Annotated in this window: 17 protein-coding genes; 13 read left to right on the top strand and 4 right to left on the bottom strand. The window is 66.5% G+C overall.

Going from position 1 to position 17712, the window contains the following annotated elements; all coding sequences use genetic code 11:
• The first annotated feature begins 113 nt into the window (after nucleotides 1–113).
• The 8 genes from AC1DDO_RS18550 to dnaE all read left to right on the top strand — a co-directional run bounded on the left by AC1DDO_RS18550 (nucleotide 114) and on the right by dnaE (nucleotide 8923).
• On the top strand, nucleotides 114–926 hold the full coding sequence (locus AC1DDO_RS18550) for a laccase domain-containing protein (protein WP_476868029.1): 813 nt from the start codon (nucleotides 114–116) through the stop codon (nucleotides 924–926).
• The gene (locus AC1DDO_RS18545; protein WP_476972495.1) at nucleotides 919–1680 is read left to right on the top strand and encodes a YggS family pyridoxal phosphate-dependent enzyme; all 762 of its coding nucleotides are present in this window, start codon (nucleotides 919–921) and stop codon (nucleotides 1678–1680) included. The genes AC1DDO_RS18550 and AC1DDO_RS18545 overlap by 8 nt, the downstream gene beginning before the upstream one ends.
• An 87-nt stretch (nucleotides 1681–1767) precedes the next feature.
• Nucleotides 1768–2298, top strand: coding sequence for a cell division protein SepF (locus AC1DDO_RS18540; protein ID WP_441410364.1), 531 nt, complete (start codon nucleotides 1768–1770; stop codon nucleotides 2296–2298).
• A gap of 137 nt (nucleotides 2299–2435) precedes the next feature.
• The gene (locus AC1DDO_RS18535) at nucleotides 2436–2744 is read left to right on the top strand and encodes a YggT family protein (RefSeq protein WP_390202917.1); all 309 of its coding nucleotides are present in this window, start codon (nucleotides 2436–2438) and stop codon (nucleotides 2742–2744) included.
• 160 nt (nucleotides 2745–2904) lie between these two features.
• Nucleotides 2905–3609: a DivIVA domain-containing protein gene (locus AC1DDO_RS18530; RefSeq protein WP_390202918.1), complete on the top strand. Its 705-nt coding sequence runs from the start codon at nucleotides 2905–2907 to the stop codon at nucleotides 3607–3609.
• A gap of 167 nt (nucleotides 3610–3776) precedes the next feature.
• Nucleotides 3777–4355 (top strand): signal peptidase II, encoded by a 579-nt coding sequence (gene lspA / locus AC1DDO_RS18525; RefSeq protein ID WP_476868031.1) that lies wholly within the window; start codon nucleotides 3777–3779, stop codon nucleotides 4353–4355.
• Nucleotides 4348–5322 (top strand): RluA family pseudouridine synthase, encoded by a 975-nt coding sequence (locus AC1DDO_RS18520; protein WP_476868032.1) that lies wholly within the window; start codon nucleotides 4348–4350, stop codon nucleotides 5320–5322. Before lspA ends, AC1DDO_RS18520 begins: the two co-directional genes overlap by 8 nt.
• A gap of 43 nt (nucleotides 5323–5365) precedes the next feature.
• A complete protein-coding gene (gene dnaE / locus AC1DDO_RS18515; RefSeq protein ID WP_476868033.1) occupies nucleotides 5366–8923 on the top strand; it encodes a DNA polymerase III subunit alpha in 3558 nt (1185 codons plus the stop codon).
• Between the two features lie 45 nt (nucleotides 8924–8968).
• Here the strand turns inward: dnaE and AC1DDO_RS18510 are convergent, their stop codons facing one another.
• Nucleotides 8969–9427, bottom strand: coding sequence for a flavin reductase family protein (locus tag AC1DDO_RS18510; protein WP_441410424.1), 459 nt, complete (start codon nucleotides 9425–9427; stop codon nucleotides 8969–8971).
• Between the two features lie 196 nt (nucleotides 9428–9623).
• Here AC1DDO_RS18510 and AC1DDO_RS18505 point away from each other — a divergent pair, with 196 nt between their 5' ends.
• The 3 genes from AC1DDO_RS18505 (at nucleotide 9624) to nrdR (ending at nucleotide 12372) form a co-directional block, all read left to right on the top strand.
• Complete coding sequence (locus AC1DDO_RS18505; protein WP_476868034.1) at nucleotides 9624–10187, top strand: hypothetical protein; 564 nt, start codon at nucleotides 9624–9626, stop codon at nucleotides 10185–10187.
• A 139-nt stretch (nucleotides 10188–10326) separates the two neighbouring features.
• Complete coding sequence (gene hisD / locus AC1DDO_RS18500) at nucleotides 10327–11673, top strand: histidinol dehydrogenase (RefSeq protein WP_476868052.1); 1347 nt, start codon at nucleotides 10327–10329, stop codon at nucleotides 11671–11673.
• A 195-nt stretch (nucleotides 11674–11868) separates the two neighbouring features.
• Nucleotides 11869–12372: a transcriptional regulator NrdR gene (gene nrdR / locus AC1DDO_RS18495; RefSeq protein ID WP_476868035.1), complete on the top strand. Its 504-nt coding sequence runs from the start codon at nucleotides 11869–11871 to the stop codon at nucleotides 12370–12372.
• 141 nt (nucleotides 12373–12513) lie between these two features.
• On the opposite strand, the gene AC1DDO_RS18490 is transcribed toward nrdR, so the two are convergent.
• The 3 genes from AC1DDO_RS18490 to map all read right to left on the bottom strand — a co-directional run bounded on the left by AC1DDO_RS18490 (nucleotide 12514) and on the right by map (nucleotide 15056).
• Entirely contained in the window at nucleotides 12514–13272 is a 759-nt protein-coding gene (locus tag AC1DDO_RS18490; protein WP_476868036.1) for an SDR family oxidoreductase, read from the bottom strand.
• A gap of 4 nt (nucleotides 13273–13276) precedes the next feature.
• The gene (ppgK, locus tag AC1DDO_RS18485; RefSeq protein ID WP_476868053.1) at nucleotides 13277–14080 is read right to left on the bottom strand and encodes a polyphosphate--glucose phosphotransferase; all 804 of its coding nucleotides are present in this window, start codon (nucleotides 14078–14080) and stop codon (nucleotides 13277–13279) included.
• Nucleotides 14081–14177: 97 nt separating this feature from the next.
• Nucleotides 14178–15056: a type I methionyl aminopeptidase gene (map, locus tag AC1DDO_RS18480; protein WP_476868037.1), complete on the bottom strand. Its 879-nt coding sequence runs from the start codon at nucleotides 15054–15056 to the stop codon at nucleotides 14178–14180.
• A 163-nt stretch (nucleotides 15057–15219) separates the two neighbouring features.
• On the opposite strand from map, the gene AC1DDO_RS18475 reads away from it, so the two are divergent.
• Nucleotides 15220–15384: an SPOR domain-containing protein gene (locus AC1DDO_RS18475; RefSeq protein ID WP_018772367.1), complete on the top strand. Its 165-nt coding sequence runs from the start codon at nucleotides 15220–15222 to the stop codon at nucleotides 15382–15384.
• A 142-nt stretch (nucleotides 15385–15526) separates the two neighbouring features.
• Complete coding sequence (locus AC1DDO_RS18470; RefSeq protein WP_476868038.1) at nucleotides 15527–17650, top strand: phage holin family protein; 2124 nt, start codon at nucleotides 15527–15529, stop codon at nucleotides 17648–17650.
• Nucleotides 17651–17712: the final 62 nt, after the last annotated feature.

The following is a 17712-nucleotide window of genomic DNA, read 5'->3' as shown; positions in this document are numbered from 1 at the left end:
CGTTCCGCTTCAGCATGGCACCGCCGTCCGGCGGTGCCATGCTGCTTTGCGGCGGGTTACGGTGGATTGTATGAACGAAAGAATTCCCGGACATGTTGATGGCGGTGTTGTGATTGTTTTGCTGGCGGGCTGAAGTCCGGCCGGGCGTGTGGGTGGCTTTCACCGACGCCGGAGCCGGGAACCTTGCACTGCATGTTGGCGACGACCCCGCGGCTGTCCACCAACGCCGCGCGGAACTCGAAGCGGCCGCCGGTCTTGGCGGACGGAGGTTCCGGTACATGAACCAGGTCCACGGCAACGATGTCGCCATCGTCGGCAGTTCGACGGCGACGTTTGACCCTGCAACCTTGGAAGCAGCGCCTCTGGACTCGGCGGCTCTGGACTTGGCGGCCGTGGACACGGCGGGTGCGGCTCCGGCTGCCCCCACGGCCGATGCCATGGTCACCCGGACCGAGCCGCTGGCCGTCCTGGTGGCGGACTGTGTGCCGGTGGTGCTGGTCGGTGAGGACCTTGCCGGGGACCCTGTCCTCGGCGTCGTGCACGCCGGACGGCCCGGTGTGGCCAACGCAGTCGTACCGGCCGCGGTCGCCCGCCTGCGGGAGCTTGGCGCGGACCGCATCAGCGCCTGGGTGGGGCCCTCAGTCTGCGGCCGATGCTACGAGGTCCCCGAAGGGCTGCGCGCAGACGTCGCCGCGGCCGTGCCCGCAGCGTGGTGCACGACCTCCACCGGCACCCCCGGGCTGGACCTGCCGGCAGGGGTCCGGAGCCAGCTGGAAGCAGCGGGCGTCGAAGTCGAATACTCCGGGGGCTGCACCCTCGAGGACGAGACCCTGTTCTCCTACCGCCGCAACAGCCACACCGGCCGCTTCGCCGGGTTGGCGTGGACGGACCCGACGCACGCGGATCTGGCGCATGGCGATGACTGAGCCGGTAACGGGACCAGGCCACCGGCAGGATGCACTGGAAGGCCCCCGGCTGACCCAGCTGGAGGCGAACCTCGCGGCCGTCCGGCGCAGGATCGACGCCGCGGTGGCCGCCGCCGGCCGGCAGGGGCCACCGCCACGCCTGATTGTCGTCACCAAATTTCACCCTGCGCAGGACATCCGGCGGCTGGCGTCGCTGGGCGTCGCCGACGTCGGGGAAAACCGGGACCAGGAGGCGGCGGAGAAAGCAGCCCAGCTCGAGGACCTCGGCCTGAGCTGGCACTTCATTGGCCAGCTCCAAAGCAAGAAGGCCAAGTCCGTGGTGAAGTACGCGCAGTCCGTGCATTCGGTGGACCGCGCTGCACTGGCTGTCGCACTCGCCAAGGCGATGGAGGCCGAAACGGAACGCACTGGGCGCCCGCCCCTGGATTGCTTCATCCAGGTCAGCCTGGACGAGGACGCCGGGGCGCACCGCGGAGGCGCGGCTCCCGGCGAGGTTCCCGCGCTGGCCGAAGAGCTGGCAGCGGCCCCCGGCTTGCGGCTCGCGGGCGTCATGGCCGTTGCCCCCCTCGGCACGGATCCGGCGGCCGCCTTCGAGAAGCTGGCCGCCATTTCCGGGCGGCTTACAGAACAGTTTCCGCACGCCACGGGGATATCCGCCGGTATGAGCCAGGACCTCGAAGAGGCCGTCCGGTTCGGGGCGACACACCTGCGCATTGGCTCCGATATTCTCGGTCCGCGTCCGGCGCTGCGGTAAGTTCAAAGTATTGGAAGGTAATGGCGGGGATTCCAAGGCTGTCTAGTCATTAAGCGGCCCGCTTACGGACAAGATTAGGAGTCGACCATGGCTGGCGCTCTGCGCAAGACAATGATCTATCTTGGGCTCGCCGACGGCGACGAACATTACGAGTCTGAGCACCCCACACCGCACAAGGATGAGGACGAATCCATGGAGCACGACCGCGAGGAACGACGTGCGCCGGCGCCCGTCCGCGAGGTCCCCCGGGAAGAGCCTCAAGCCGCTGAAGAGGAATATCGCGCACCTGTGACACCCATCAAGCGTGCGGCATCGAGCCGCGAAGAGACCACCGGACTGCGGCAGATCACCACCATCCACCCGCGGTCCTACAACGACGCCAAACTCATCGGCGAAAGCTTCCGCGACGGCATCCCCGTCATTATGAACGTCACCGACATGGGCGAGGCTGACGCCAAGCGCCTCGTGGACTTCTCCGCCGGACTTGTTTTCGGGCTCCGCGGCAGCATCGAACGGGTGACGAACAAGGTGTTCCTGCTCTCGCCGTCGTACATCGAGGTCATTGGCGATGACAAGAAGGCCAGCGAGACACAGGCAAGTTTCTTCAACCAAAGCTAGGCCCGAATATTCGGTACGGATGCCAGGCAGGGAGACCTGCCTGGCATCAGTGCGGAATTATCCGTGTTGAAATAGAAGTGACACTTTCCTTAGGACACTTCGGTATCCGGAATGAACATGGAGATATGAGTTAGCTCATGGGAATTGTTTTCGGGCTCGTCTATATCGCTCTGTTGCTTTTTTTCGTGGCATTGATCATCCGCCTGGTCTTCGACTGGGTGCAGATGTTTGCCCGAAGCTGGCGGCCGCGCGGGATGGCACTCGTGGCCGCCCATGCTGTGTATTCGGTCACGGACAAGCCCCTCAAGCTGCTCCGCCGGCTCATCCCGCCGCTGCGTCTGGGCGGAATCTCATTGGACATCGGCTTCCTGCTGCTGTTCGTGGCCGTCAGCGTGGCGATGTGGATCGTCAAGGGCCTGGTGTACGCCCAGCCGATCGCAGCATAAGCCGCCGCCGCACAGCAGGCGACCTGGGCCGACGCCCAAACTGCTAGAAAACTCCGGTTTGACACTGCGGTGTTGAATTAGAGGAACCAGACCATATTTAGGTACCGTAGTTTTGACGGCCGGAAGGCCTACTGACTAACTAGACCAACGAGGTGACCAGATGGCTTTGACGCCAGAAGACGTTGTCAACAAGCGCTTTCAGCCGACCAAGTTCCGCGAAGGCTACGACCAGGACGAGGTTGACGACTTCCTGGACGAGATCGTCGTCGAACTTCGGCGCCTGAACCAGGAGAACGACGAGCTGCGCAAGAAGCTCGCCGAATCCGGCGCCGGCACGCCTGCCAGTTCCGCAGCCGCCGCACCCGTGGTGGAAAAGGTCCCGGCGCCCGTCAAGGCCGAGAAGGAAGACACCGCCAAGGCAGAAGCCGAGGCCAAGGCAAAGGCGGCAGCAGAAGCCGCCAAGAAGAAGGAAGCCGAGCAGGCCGCCAAGGCTGCCCAGGCTGCCCAGGCAGTCGAACCGGCACGCAACGCTGCCACCCCGGCCTCCGAGTCCGCCGCCGGCCTGCTCGCCATGGCGCAGCAGATGCACGACAAGCACGTCGCCGACGGCGAGCAGCAGCGCGACAAGATCATCGCCGAAGCCCAGATCGAGGCCAGCAGCCTGGTCAACGATGCGCAGGAGAAGTCCCGCAAGATCCTCGGTGCCCTCGAGCAGCAGCGCTCCGTCCTGGAACGCAAGGTCGAGCAGCTGCGCGGCTTCGAGCGTGACTACCGCTCGCGCCTGAAGGCTTACATCGAAGGCCAGCTCCGTGACCTGGATGCCCGCGGCTCCGTCGCGGCCCCCGAGGTTGGCGAAGCCAGCTAGGGCAAAAACCAAGTATTCTGAAAGCCGGTGGCTGGGGACTCCTCTGCCGCCGGCTTTTCATTTTCCCGCATCTTGTTTTTCCCCACTGCGCCGCCGCCGGGTCCGCCGGCCGGCACCAGCCGGGCACCCCACCCCAGTCTCAGCACTGGCTCCCGAACGAAAGCCCTATGACTGACGCACCATCACCAGAGCCCATGCTGCCCGTCGAGGCGGCACAGCCTGTGCACACCCGGCCGCGCCGGGCAAAGCTGTTTGTCCTGTTCGCCGGCTTCGCCGTGTTCGCCTACGTGTTCGACCAGCTGACCAAGCTCTGGGTCACGAGCACCATGACCGAGGGTGAACGGATCCCCGTCTTTCCGCCGCTGCTGCACTGGTTCTACATCCGCAACTCCGGTGCCGCGTTCTCGATCGGCGAGAACGTCACGTGGGTGTTCACGATCATCATGGCGGCTGTGTCCGTCGCGATCCTGCTGCAGCTGCGCAAGCTTGGCTCGCTCTGGTGGGCGCTGGCGCTCGGGCTCCTCCTAGGCGGCGCACTCGGCAACCTGACGGACCGTCTCTTCCGCGAGCCTGCCTTCGCGATGGGCCACGTGGTGGACTTCATCCAGCTTCCGAACTTCGCGATCTTCAACATCGCCGACTCGGCGGTGGTCTCCGCCGTCGTGATCATCTGCCTGCTCACGCTCCGCGGAATCTCCCTGGACGGCTCGCGCCACACGAAGGATACGGTGGCCAAAGATGTCTGAACCTGCAGATCTCCCCGGGGAGCCCGGCGCCGCACCTGCCGGGCCCCGGCGCTTCACCGTCCCGGAAGACCTGGCGGGCGCCCGCGTGGACGCGGGCCTGGCCAGGCTGATGGACATCTCCCGCTCCCAGGCAGCCACCCTGATCGCCGAGGGCAACGTCACCAGCAATGCCAAGCCGGTGGGCAAGTCGCTCAAGCTCGCCCCCGGCACCGTGCTCGACGTCGTTGTGCCGGACCGCAGGGACCCCCTGGAAATCGTGGAGGAAGTAGTGGACGACCTGTTGATCCTGCTGGACGATGACGAATTTGTCGTCATCGACAAACCGGTCGGCGTGGCAGCCCATCCCTCACCCGGCTGGGTGGGCCCCACCGTGGTCGGCGGCCTCGCCGGTCTCGGTTACCGGATTTCGACGTCGGGCGCCCCTGAGCGCGCCGGCATCGTCCACCGGCTCGATGTCGGAACCTCCGGCGTCATGGTGGTCGCGAAGACCGAAAACGCCTACACCGTGCTGAAGCGGGCCTTCAAGGAACGCACCGTGGACAAGGTCTACCACGCCGTCGTCCAGGGCCTTCCCGATCCGCTGGCGGGCACCATCGACGCGCCCATCGGCCGCCACCCGGGCCACGACTGGCGGTTCGCCGTGATCGAAGACGGCCGGGATTCGGTGACGCACTACGAGGTCCTGGAAGCCTTCGGGAAGGCCTCCCTGGTTGAGGTGCACCTCGAAACCGGCCGCACCCACCAGATCCGCGTGCACTTTTCCGCCCTCCGGCACCCCTGTGCCGGTGACCTGACCTACGGCGCGGACCCGCGGCTCGCCGCCACCCTGGGACTGACCCGGCAGTGGCTGCACGCCCGGGAACTGGCCTTCGACCACCCGCGGACGGGGGAGCGGGTGACCGTCACGAGCGAGTACCCACAGGACCTGAAGTATGCGCTCGAGGTCCTGGAATCAGGGAACGCCTGAGCCCTTGCACGTCGCCGTCGCGGCTCGGCACTAGAATGGTGCGGTGACTTCCAGCAACGACTCGTTTGTCCATCTCCACAACCACACCGAGTACTCGATGCTGGACGGTGCCGCCCGGCTCGGTGAGCTGTTCGACGAGACCGAGCGGCTCGGCATGCCGGCCCTGGCCACCACGGACCACGGTTACCTGTTCGGCGCCTTCGACTTCTGGAAGCGGGCCACCGACCAGGGCATCAGGCCCATCATCGGCGTCGAAGCCTACGTGACTCCCGGGACGGCCCGCACGGACAAGACCCGCGTGCGGTGGGGCGAGGAGCACCAGCGCAAGGATGACATCTCCGGCGGTGGCTCCTACACGCACATGACGCTGCTCAGCTACAACAACGTGGGCATGCGGAACCTGTTCCGGGCCTCCTCGATCGCCTCGCTGGACTCGGTCTTCGGCAAATGGCCCCGGCTGGACCGGGAGCTGCTGAACACCTACTCGGAAGGGCTCATCGCCACCACCGGCTGCCCCTCCGGTGAGGTCCAGACCCGGCTGCGGCTCGGCCAGTACCGCGAAGCGGTCGAGGCCGCGGCCGAGTTCCGCGACATCTTCGGCGCGGAGAACTACTTCTGCGAGCTCATGGACCACGGCCTGGACATCGAGCGGCGCGTCACCGGCGACCTCCTGCGCCTGGCCAAGGACCTGAACCTGCCCCTGGTGGCCACCAACGACCTGCACTACACGCACGAGCACGACGCGAAGGCGCACGAGGCCCTGCTGGCCATCCAGTCCGGTTCCACCCTCCTGGAGCCGACCTACGACAACGGCGGCTCGCGCTTTGCCTTCTCCGGCAGCGGCTACTACCTCAAGTCACCGCAGGAAATGCGCGAGCTCTTCCGCGACCACCCGGAGGCGTGCGACAACACGCTGCTGATCGCCGAGCGCTGCAACGTCTCGTTCAACACCGGCGCCAACTACATGCCCCGGTTCCCCTGCCCGGAGGGGGAGGACGAAACCTCCTGGCTGGTCAAGGAAGTGGACAAGGGACTCCAGTACCGCTATCCCAAGGGCATCCCGGACAAGGTCCGCAAGCAGGCCGACTATGAGCTGGAAGTCATCACCTCCATGGGCTTCCCGGGCTACTTCCTGGTGGTGGCCGACTTCATCAACTGGGCCAAGAACAACGGCATCCGGGTCGGTCCCGGACGCGGCTCCGGTGCAGGCTCCATGGTGGCGTACGCCATGCGCATCACCGACCTCGACCCGCTGCACCACGGCCTGATCTTTGAGCGCTTCCTCAACCCGGACCGCGTCTCCATGCCTGACTTCGACGTCGACTTCGATGACCGGCGCCGCTCCGAAGTGATCGACTACGTCACGCGTAAATACGGCGACGAGCGCGTGGCCATGATCGTCACCTACGGCACCATCAAGACCAAGCAGGCCCTCAAGGACTCCTCACGCGTGCTGGGTTACCCGTTCAGCATGGGCGAGACGTTGACCAAGGCACTGCCGCCGGCCGTGATGGCAAAGGACATTCCGCTCGCGGACATCCAGAACCCCCAGTCCAAGCGCTACGGCGAGGCCGGTGACTTCCGCCAGCTGATCAGCACGGACCCGGAGGCTGCCAAGGTCTTCGAAACGGCACTGGGCATCGAAGGCCTGAAGCGGCAATGGGGCGTGCACGCCGCCGGCGTCATCATGTCCTCGGATCCCATCATCGACGTGATTCCGATCATGCGCCGCTTCCAGGACGGCCAGGTCATCACCCAGTTCGACTATCCGACGTCCGAAGGCCTTGGCCTGATCAAGATGGACTTCCTCGGGCTGCGAAACCTGACGATCATTTCCGATGCCCTGGAAAACATCAAAATGAACCGCGGCGTCGACCTGGACCTCGAAACCCTCGAGCTGGACGACACGGCGTCCTACGAGCTGTTGGCCCGCGGAGACACGCTGGGCGTTTTCCAGCTCGACGGCGGGCCCATGCGCTCCCTGCTCAAGCTGATGAAGCCTGACAACTTCGAAGACATCTCCGCCGTGCTGGCCCTCTACCGGCCCGGGCCCATGGGCGCCAACGCCCACACCGACTACGCGCTGCGCAAGAACAAGATCCAAGAGGTCATCCCGATCCACCCGGAGCTCGAGGAACCGCTCTCCGAAATCCTCGGCGGCACGTACGGGCTGATCGTGTACCAGGAGCAGGTCATGGCCGTGGCGCAGAAGCTCGCCGGCTATACCCTGGGCCAGGCCGACATCCTGCGCCGCGCCATGGGCAAGAAGAAGAAGTCCGAGCTGGACAAGCAGTTCGCCGGCTTCTCCCAAGGCATGCAGGACAACGGCTACTCCATGGCCGCGGTCAAGACCCTCTGGGACATCCTGCTGCCGTTCTCCGACTACGCCTTCAACAAGGCGCACTCGGCCGCGTACGGCGTGATCTCCTACTGGACCGCCTACCTGAAGGCGCACTACGCCCCGGAGTACATGGCGGCCCTGCTGACCAGCGTCGGCGACGACAAGGACAAGTCCGCGATCTACCTCAACGAATGCCGGCGCATGGGCATCACGGTGCTGCCGCCGGACGTCAATGAGTCAGCGCTGAACTTCACCCCGGTTGGCACCGACATCCGCTTCGGCATGGGCGCCATCCGCAACGTCGGCGTGAACGCCGTCGAAGCCATGGTGGCGGCGCGCGAAAAGGAAGGCGCCTACACGTCCTTCAAGGACTACCTCATGAAGGTCCCCGCGGTGGTCTGCAACAAGCGCACCATCGAATCCCTGATCAAGGCCGGCGCCTTCGACTCGCTCGGCCATCCCCGCCGTGCCCTGGCCATGATCCATGAAGAAGCGATCGACTCCGTCATCACCCTCAAGCGCAACGAGGCGATCGGCCAGTTCGACCTCTTCGCCGGCTTCGAGGACCAGGAGCCCGAGGCGTCGCTCAGCACGGAAATCCCGGACCTGCCGGAATGGGAGAAGAAGGACAAACTGGCGTTCGAGCGCGACATGCTCGGCCTCTACGTCTCCGACCACCCGCTGCAAGGGCTGGAAGGGCTCCTGAGCCAGCACGCCGACCGGTCGATCACCTCCATCATCGCCGAAGACGGCCCGCCGGACGGCTCGATCGTGACCATCGCGGGCATGATCACCTCACTCAGCCGAAGGATCGCCAAAGCCAGCGGCAACGCCTACGCCCGCGCCGAAATCGAGGACCTCGCCGGTTCCATGGAGGTCATGTTCTTTGGCCAGGTCTACGGCCCCATCGCCTCGGTGCTGGCGGAGGACCTGATCGTGGTGGTCAAGGGCCGCCTGCAACGGCGCGACGACGGAGCCGTCACCTTGAACTGCATGGAACTGTCCGTCCCGGACCTCAGTGACAGCCAGAACGGGCCCGTGGTCATCACCATGGCCACGCACAAGGCCACCGAGGCCGTCGTGACCGAGCTCGGCGACGTCCTGCGCACCCACCGCGGCAATTCCGAGGTCAGGCTGCACCTGCAGGGCGACACCCGGGTAGAGGTGATGGGCCTGCCGGTGCATCTGCGGGTCAATCCGAGCCCGTCACTGTTCGGCGACCTGAAGGTGCTGCTCGGCCCGACCTGCCTGGACAATTAATCCGGGCGGGGAACCAGCGCGGCGGCGGCCCCTGGAGCCCGGCGCTCAGATTTCGTAGTCGAGCGGAACAGGCTGGCCGTACGCCCCGGAGTGATAGAGCAGGGGAGCGCCGTCCTCGCCCACCTGGCCCTCCACTACCTCAACCACCACGACGGCATTGTTCTCGAACGAGAGCCGCATCTGGACTTTGCCGATCAGCCAGCCGGCGACACCCTTGAGCACAGGCACGTCATGGGGTCCGTGTTCCCAGTGGTCGCCGTCGAACCGGTTGCCGGCCCGAGCGAAGCGGTCGGCGAGTTCCTGGTTGTCCAGCCCGAGCATGTGGACGCCAATGTAGGTCGTGTTCGCCACGGCCGGCCAGGAACTGGAGGTCCTGGCCATGTTGAACGTGAAGCGCGGCGGCTTGGCGGACAGCGAGGCGACAGAGGTTGCCGTGAATCCGAACGGGACGTCGTTGAAGTTGGCCGTGATGATGGCCACGCCCGCAGCGTGACGGCGGAACATTTCCTTGAACGTTCCTTCGAAAATTCCTTCATCTGTGGCCACTGCGATCCAACTCCCTGCTGCACGTGCGTGTCATGGTTCCTACTCTTCCAGCGTATTGCGCCGGTGATCCAGTAGGACATTTTCTTTACTTCTGCCGTCATGTGCTGCCGGGAGGCGTCATGCGCCGGCGGAATTTCTTGTTACCGTTTGTTGCATGACACAGCCCGCAGTAGACGGCCCCGTCCACCACGACGGGGAGCCCGCGCAGCCGGTGCTGCCCGCGTATCCGGGACAGCAGCCCGGACCCGGCCGGCGGCCCTTGCGGAAGGCCGCGATCATCGCGGCCGCCGGCGTCCCCGTGGGCCTGCTCTGGTGGCTCCTGGCGCCGTCGGGGTTGAACCTGCTGACCGGAAACCCGGACCTCGCGGCCGGCACCAACACCGCAACCTGGCTGCCCAGGGACCTGGTGCTGGCGGGACTGTGCCTGCTCGCCGGATGCGTCGCCGGCTCGTTCGTCGCCGGTTCCAAGCACTACCAGCCCGGCCCCGGCACCGTGATCCTGGTGGTCCTCGCCGGCGTTGCCGGCTCGCTCATCGCCTGGGGAACCGGCGTGCTCAGCGCCCACTTGTGGGGAGCGCCGGCGGACACCTCGGCCAGCGCAAGCGTTGCCTTCTCACTGCGCTCGTATGCCGTCCTCGCCATCTGGCCGGCGGCGATCGCGCTGGCCATCTTCCTGAACAGCCTCTTCCCGGGCTCCGGCGGCAAAGCCCGCCGCTGACCCGCGGCTCCCCGCGGCACAGTGTCGGCTTCCCGCGGCGGGGCCGCGTCACAGCTTCGGGCCGCGTCACAGCTTCGGGCCGGTGCGGCGGGGCACGTAAAATGATCGGGTGAGCCTAACTCCAGACAGCCCCGCCCAGATGACCGCCGCCCTCAACTTCCGCACGGTGGACGTGCGCGGCCAGCACCTGTCCCTCGCTGGACTCCGCGCTGCCGTGCCCCGGGCACAGTCGGGCACCATGGCCGACGCCGAGGGCAAGGTCCTGGACATCATCTCTGCCGTCCGCGCGCGGGGCATCGGCGCCCTCCGGGAGCTGGCACTGGCCTTCGACGGCGTCGAACAGACGCACCCCCGCGTCCCGGCCGAGGCGCTGCGTGCGGCCCTTGAGGGCCTGGATCCCGCCGTGCGCGCCGCCCTCGAGGAATCCATCCGCCGGGCCCGCAGCTTCGCGGACGCGCAGCGCCCGGCGAACATCGACGTCGAACTCGGCGAGGGCGCCGTCGTCAGCCAAAACTGGGTGCCGGTGGCGCGCGTCGGGCTCTACGTCCCCGGCGGCCTGGCCGTCTACCCGTCCTCGGTCATCATGAACGTGGTCCCCGCCCTGGCCGCCGGCGTCGAATCGATTGCACTGGCGTCACCGCCGCAGAAGAACTTCGGCGGCCTCCCGCACCCCACCATCCTGGCGGCGGCCTGCCTCCTGGGCATCGAGGAGGTCTACGCGATCGGCGGGGCGCAGGCCATCGCGGCCTTCGCGTACGGCATCCCGGCCGATGCGTCCGGCAACCTCCCCGGGATCGACCCCGTGGATGTCGTCACGGGTCCGGGCAACATCTTCGTGGCCACCGCCAAGCGGCTGGTCAAGGGCGTCGTCGGGATCGACTCCGAGGCCGGCACCACCGAGATCGCCATCCTCGCCGACTCCACCGCCAGCCCCGCCCTCGTGGCCGCGGACCTCATCAGCCAGGCCGAGCACGACCCCAAGGCGGCGTCGGTTCTGTTCACCGACTCCGAGGCCCTGGCCGCCGAGGTCCGGGTGGAGCTGGAGCGGCAGGCCGCAGCCACGAAGCACTCCAGCCGCGTCCGGGAGGCCCTGTCCGGCCCGCAGTCCGGCGTGGTGCTGGTCGAGGACCTGGAGCAGGGCATCGCCGCCTGCGACGCCTACGCCGCGGAACACCTTGAAATCATGACCGCCGATGCCGCCGGGGTGGCAGCCCGGATCCGCAGCGCCGGTGCGATCTTCGTGGGGGACTACAGCCCCGTGAGCCTGGGCGACTACTGCGCCGGGTCCAACCACGTGCTGCCGACCAGCGGCACGGCCGCTTTCTCCTCCGGACTGAACGTGACCACGTTCCTGCGGGCCATCCAGGTCATCAACTACAGCCGCTCCGCGCTGGAGCAGGTCAGCGGCCACATCGTCAGCCTCTCCGGCGCGGAGGATCTGCCCGCGCACGGCGAGGCCGTCACGGTGCGGTTCGCCGCCCGGTAGCCGGCCCCCAACCACTACATGTAGTAATTACAGGCTTGTTATTCAGCTACATCTAGTCGTAAACTGGGTTCACAGAGCGGCACCGAAACCGCGCTTTTTAAAGATTGGTGCCTTTTTAAGGATTGGCGCCTTCTAAGGATTACCGCCTTTCACGGATTGCGGCTGCTCGAGGATTGCGACAGGGGAGGAAACGAGATGTATTGCCCGTTCTGCCGGAACCCTGATTCGCGCGTCGTGGACAGCCGGATAGCCGACGACGGCTCGGCCATTCGCCGCCGTCGCCAGTGCCCCGAATGCGGGCGCCGCTTCACCACGGTGGAAACCACCAGCCTGACCGTCATCAAGCGTTCGGGCGTCGGCGAGCCGTTCAGCCGCAGCAAGGTTATCAACGGCGTCCGCAAGGCCTGCCAGGGCCGCCCCGTTACTGAGGACGATCTCGCCCTGTTGGCTCAGGAAGTCGAGGAGACGATCCGGGGCTCCGGCGCGGCCGAAATCGAAGCCCACGAAGTAGGCCTGGCGATCCTGGAGCCGTTGCAGCGCCTCGACGAGGTCGCCTACCTGCGCTTCGCCAGCGTCTACCAGGCCTTCGAATCGCTGGAAGACTTCGAAGCGGCGATATCCCTGCTTCGCCATGAGGCGGAGACCAAGGGCCGGGACGGCAAGAACCCGGACAAGAGTCCGCTTCAGGCGCCGTCGTAAGATTTGTGTTCTTAAGTCCCGGGGACTGTTCCGGGTTAACTGGGTCAAAGGGCACCACCACAGACTCCGGTGGTGGCAGCGGAGGGGAAGCCGCGGCCACCACCGGCTCCACCCCGCCTGGCTCGCGGCGGGTCGTTGGATCTAGCGGCCGCCAGCGACCGGGAGCACCGCTCCGGTGATGTAGGAGGCCTCCCCGGACAGAAGCCACAGGACTGCTGCTGCAATCTCGTCGGGCTCCGCGCCGCGGCCCATCGGGATCGTAGGATTGAGCCGCTCCACCCGGTCCGGCATGCCGGCGGCGGCGTGCAGTCCGGTGTTTGTGCTCCCCGGAGCCACGGCGTTAACCCGGATACCCTGCGCCGCGACTTCAGCCGCCAGCCCCACGGTGAGGACGTCGACGGCGCCCTTGGACGCCGCGTAGTGCGCCCACGTTCCGGGCGAACCGGCTTTTGTCGCCGTGGAGGAAATGTTGATGATGGAGCCGCCGTTGCCGCCGTGGTCGCGGCCCAACCTGCGTACCGCCTCCTGGCAGACAAAGATCAGGCCCGCGACGTTGACGTCGAGGACACGGCGGACGGTGTCCTCCGGCACGTCCGCCAAGGGGCCGATCAGGTTCCCGGTGATTCCTGCGTTGTTCACGACGGCGGCCAGCGGGCCCAGGCCCATGGCGGCGTCGAACAGTCCGGACACCGCGGCCGGATCGCTGACATCGGCGCGCACTGCCTGCGCAGTTCCCCCGCTCCCGGTGATGGCATGTACCACCTCAGCGGCACCGGCGGCGTCGTTGGAGTAATTGACTACGACGGCGTAGCCGGCTGCCGCGGCACGCAGGGCGATCGCCGCCCCGATGCCGCGGCTGGCGCCGGTGACGATAACGACCCCAGAGCCTCGCCCGGTCATGGGGCTACTTGGCCAGCTTGTGCTTCAGCGCGATCTCGACGGCCGCGCCCACGATCCCGGCGTCGTTCTTCAGTTCGGCCGGAACGATCGGAGTGCGCAGCTTCATGTGCGGCAGGTACTCGTCGGCACGCTTGGAGATGCCGCCGCCCACGATGAAGAGCTCGGGGGAGAACAGGAATTCGACGTGGGAGAAGTAGCGTTGCAGCAGCACGCTGTACTGTTCCCAGCTGAGGCCGTCGCGCTCACGGGCCACGGCCGAGGCCTTGGTCTCGGCGTCGAAACCGTCGATCTCCAGGTGGCCGAGTTCGGCGTTGGGAACCAGCTTGCCGTCGAAGATGAAGGCCGAACCGATGCCGGTGCCCAAGGTGATCACCAGGACGGTGCCATCGACTCCTTCGCCGGCACCGAAGCGGGCCTCGGCGAGGCCGGCGGCGTCGGCGTCGTTGATGACCTCCACGGGACGGCCGAGGCGTGCCGTGAGCATGCCGTCGATGTCGGCCTCCAGCCACGACTTGTCCACATTGGCGGCCGAGTGGACCACGCCGTGCTGGATGATGCCCGGGAAGGTGACGCCCACGGGGGTGTCGGAGTCGGGGGCGTCGGGACGGGCGGAGAGCTCGGCAGCGACCTGCGCCACGACTTCGGCCACGGATTCGGGGGTGGAGGGCTGCGGCGTGGGGATGCGCACGCGGTCGCCGATCAGCTTGCCCTTCTTCAGGTCCACGATTCCGCCCTTGATACCGGTGCCGCCGATGTCAATGCCGATCAGATGGGCGTTCTTCTTCGACTTCTCGTCCTTCTTGGCCAATGTCATTCCGTTCGTGGCAGGGGCGGGCGGTAGGAGCCGGACAAGGCCGGCGGGTGAAGAGCAGGGTGATGCAGTGAAATACCGGGTGTTGCGCGAGTCAGGGCAGCGTGAGGACCTCGGCGCCGGACTCCGTGACGAGCAGGGTGTGCTCGAACTGGGCTGTGCGCTTGTGGTCGCGGGTCACGACCGTCCAGTCATCGGCCCACATGTCCCAGTCAACGGTGCCCAGGGTCAGCATCGGCTCGATCGTGAACACCATACCGGTTTCCATGACTGTGTTGTATGCCGGCGCGGCGTCATAGTGCGGAATGATCAGCCCGGTGTGGAAGGCTTCGCCCACTCCGTGTCCGGTAAAGTCGCGGACCACGCCGTAGCCGAATCGCTTTGCGTAGGACTCGATGGCCCGGCCGATCACGTTGATCTCGCGTCCCGGCGCTACGGCCCGGATGGCGCGGTTCAGTGATTCCTTGGTGCGCTCGACGAGGAGGCGGGATTCCTCATCGACGTCGCCGACCAGGAACGTGTAGTTGGTGTCGCCATGCACGCCGCCGACGAAGGCCGTGATGTCGATGTTGAGGATGTCGCCGTCCTGGACCACGGTGCTGTCCGGGATCCCGTGGCAGATGACCTCATTGAGTGAGGAGCACAGCGACTTCGGAAAGCCCCGGTAGCCCAGGGTGGACGGGTACGCGTTGTGGTCCAGCAGGAATTCGTGGCCTACCCGGTCCAGGTGGTCCGTGGTGACACCGGGCTCGATGTGCTTGCCGACTTCCACGATGGCCTGGGCCGCGATCTTGGCGGCGATCCGGATCTTCTCGATGGTCTCTGCCGACTTGACCTCTGATCCCGTGAACTTCGCCGGACCGGGCTTGCCCACATATTCCGGCCGCGCGATGGACGGCGGCACAGCAAGCTGCGGGCTCACTGTGCCCGGGACAAGCGTGCCGATGGGTGCAGTTGAGGCTAGAGAAGGCATAGATTGATCATATAAGCAGGCGGGCGAAGCCCGTAAATACAGCCCGGAAAACAGAGCCGGAAAACAGAGCCGGAAAACTGAGCCGGAAAGACGGCCAGCAAAACAGCCGTAAGAACAGCTGCAAAAACAGCCTGAATCAGCGGAAATCAGCGAAGGAGCACCGATGCCCGAATACTGGTACAACGTCAACACTCACGAGATCGAGGAAGACGCGATGTCCGACTGGAGTCAGTTGATCGGACCGTACAAGACCCGTGAAGAAGCCGAGCACGCCCTGGAAAAGGTCAAGGCGCGCAATGAGGCGTGGGACAAGGACGAGGACGACTAACCCGTTCCGCCTAACCCGTTCCGTTTGACCCGTTCTACTTGTCCCGTTCTACTTGTCCCGCCGGGCCCTGATACTTCTCGGGCCGTGATTCTCACCCGGTGAGGGTGAGTGCCGGCCGGTGACCTCCGGCCATACTGGGAAAATGCCGACGAGCGTTATCCGCACCCGCGGCGTCCGAGTCACCGACCTGGCGAGGCTGGCCGTCGCCTGGGCTGCCTCGACTGTTGCCCTCATTATTACCGGCGCGCTGCTCCCGGGGTTCTCGGCAACGAGCTGGTGGGCCTACGCCGCGGTGGCAGCGGCGGCCGGGGTCGCCGGTCTGGTCCTGCGCCCCGCACTGGTGGAGATCTCGGCCAGGGTGGGCTGGACGGGAGTGATTCTTACGGCCCTGATCGGCCAGGCCCTGATCATGTACGTCGCGATCCGCCTGGTGCCCGGCATCGAGTCGACAGTATGGACCGCCATTGCGGCAACCTGGGTCAGCGCCATTGTGGGCACGCTCATTTCGTGGGCCACTACCGCCGGCACTGATGACGGCCTGATTACCTCGTTGGCCGGACGGGCGCGGCGACCGGAAACGGTGAGTGATCCGGAGGTTGACGGCGTCCTGTTCGTCCAGCTCGACGGCGTCCCCTTCCCGGTGCTGCAGTGGGCAGTCCAGTCCGGGGCCGTACCGCACATCCGGCGCTGGCTGACATCGGGCGATTACAAGATCCGCGAATGGACGCCCCAGCTGCCGTGCACGACGCCGGCCAGCCAGTTTGGCATTCTGCACGGCACCGTCGATGGGATCCCTGCGTTCCGGTGGTACGACCGTGAGCTCGGCCGGGTCCTAGTGGCCAACCGTCCGGCAGACGCCCGGGTGATAGAGGAAAGGCACACCACCGGCCTAGGCCTGCTCTGCGACGACGGCGTTTCCATTTCAAACCTGTTCACCGGAGACGCGCCCCGATCGTTGCTGACCATGAGCCGGGTGGAAGTCGGCCGCGGCTCCACCCAAACCCGCCGCGCCTTCGCCTGGTTCTTCGCTTCGCCGAACGGATTCATGCGCAGCTTCACACGGACCGTCGGGGAGATCCTCAAGGAGCGTTGGCAGGCCCGACGGCAAGTCAAACGCAACCTGGACCCGCGTGTGCACCGGGACTGGACCTTTGCCCTCCTGCGGGCGGTCACGAACGCCCTCCTGCGGGACCTGAACACAGCCCTGGTGGCAGAGGAACTGCGCCGCGGCACGAAGTGCATTTATGTGGACTACGTGGACTATGACGAGATCGCCCACCACGCGGGTGTGTTCCGGCCCGAGTCGCTCGCCGCACTCGATGGCCTGGACCGCACGCTGGGATCCCTGGCCCTGCTGGCCGCGGCCGCTCCCCGCCGCTATCGGCTGGTGATGCTCTCGGACCATGGCCAGTCCCAGGGCACCCCGTTCGCTGACCGATACGGCCAGTCGCTTGGCGATCTGTGTGAGGAACTCATTCATGAACACGTTCAAAACGTGGACGCGTCCGTCGAAGGGCTCGGGCGCGCGGACTCCCTCGCCGGGGACATCGCGGCTGGCGGGATGACCGGGAAGCTCGCCGCCCGTGCCGACGAGATGCTGACCAGGGCACAGCAGACGCCTTCCCGCCAGACTCCGGCCCAGCAGACTCCGGCCCAGCCCAAGCCGGCACAGCAGACTTCACCCCAGCAGACTTCGCCCCCGCAGACTCCGCCCCCGGGCGGCACCGAGGAGGACCCGGTGGTGGTGCTGGGCTCGGGCAACCTGGGCCTGGTCTACGTGCGCGGTGACCGGCGCTGGACCCTCCAAGACCTCGAACGGGAGTGGCCGGCGCTGATTCCCGGACTGGCAGGCCATCCCGGCGTAGGGTTCGTCGCCGGCATCGATGAAGACGGCCAAGAGTGGGCAATCGGGAGCGCGGGGCGCATCAACATCGCAAGCGCTGCCGTGGAGGGCACCGACCCGCTGGCCACCTTCGGGTCCCACGCGGCACGGGTGCTCCGCCGCGCGCTGATGCACCCCGAGGCGCCGGATCTCTACGTCAACAGCACCGTTGACCCGGTGACCGACGACGTCGCCGCGTTCGAAGGCCTGGTCGGATCCCACGGCGGCCTGGGCGGGTGGCAGGACCGCGCCGTGCTGCTCGGCCCGGCCGATCTCATGGCCGGCCTGCCCGAGCGGATCGAAGGTGCCGATGCGCTGCACAGGGTGCTCGTGGGGATGCTCGAGGCCAGTGGCCAGCGCACCGCGACGGCGTTCCGCGGATGATCGACCGCCGGTTCGCCCCCGCCGGCGGTCCGGTCCTGCTCCGGTGGATCCAGTGCTGTTCC

Source organism: Arthrobacter sp. 10N43 (assembly GCF_056394525.1).
Note: the sequence above shows the minus strand (reverse complement) of the source record. Positions and strands in the feature narration are given on the sequence as shown.

What these genes read in the sequence shown, in the direction of transcription:
- AC1DDO_RS18545 (WP_476972495.1), top strand. Translation starts at nt 919, where the DNA reads ATGACTGAGCCGGTAACGGGACCAGGCCACCGGCAGGATGCACTGGAA.
- AC1DDO_RS18540 (WP_441410364.1), top strand. Translation starts at nt 1,768, where the DNA reads ATGGCTGGCGCTCTGCGCAAGACAATGATCTATCTTGGGCTCGCCGAC.
- AC1DDO_RS18535 (WP_390202917.1), top strand. Translation starts at nt 2,436, where the DNA reads ATGGGAATTGTTTTCGGGCTCGTCTATATCGCTCTGTTGCTTTTTTTC.
- AC1DDO_RS18530 (WP_390202918.1), top strand. Translation starts at nt 2,905, where the DNA reads ATGGCTTTGACGCCAGAAGACGTTGTCAACAAGCGCTTTCAGCCGACC.
- lspA (WP_476868031.1), top strand. Translation starts at nt 3,777, where the DNA reads ATGACTGACGCACCATCACCAGAGCCCATGCTGCCCGTCGAGGCGGCA.
- AC1DDO_RS18520 (WP_476868032.1), top strand. Translation starts at nt 4,348, where the DNA reads ATGTCTGAACCTGCAGATCTCCCCGGGGAGCCCGGCGCCGCACCTGCC.
- AC1DDO_RS18510 (WP_441410424.1), bottom strand. Translation starts at nt 9,427, where the DNA reads ATGTTCCGCCGTCACGCTGCGGGCGTGGCCATCATCACGGCCAACTTC.
- AC1DDO_RS18505 (WP_476868034.1), top strand. Translation starts at nt 9,624, where the DNA reads ATGACACAGCCCGCAGTAGACGGCCCCGTCCACCACGACGGGGAGCCC.
- hisD (WP_476868052.1), top strand. Translation starts at nt 10,327, where the DNA reads ATGACCGCCGCCCTCAACTTCCGCACGGTGGACGTGCGCGGCCAGCAC.
- nrdR (WP_476868035.1), top strand. Translation starts at nt 11,869, where the DNA reads ATGTATTGCCCGTTCTGCCGGAACCCTGATTCGCGCGTCGTGGACAGC.
- AC1DDO_RS18490 (WP_476868036.1), bottom strand. Translation starts at nt 13,272, where the DNA reads ATGACCGGGCGAGGCTCTGGGGTCGTTATCGTCACCGGCGCCAGCCGC.
- map (WP_476868037.1), bottom strand. Translation starts at nt 15,056, where the DNA reads ATGCCTTCTCTAGCCTCAACTGCACCCATCGGCACGCTTGTCCCGGGC.
- AC1DDO_RS18475 (WP_018772367.1), top strand. Translation starts at nt 15,220, where the DNA reads ATGCCCGAATACTGGTACAACGTCAACACTCACGAGATCGAGGAAGAC.
- AC1DDO_RS18470 (WP_476868038.1), top strand. Translation starts at nt 15,527, where the DNA reads ATGCCGACGAGCGTTATCCGCACCCGCGGCGTCCGAGTCACCGACCTG.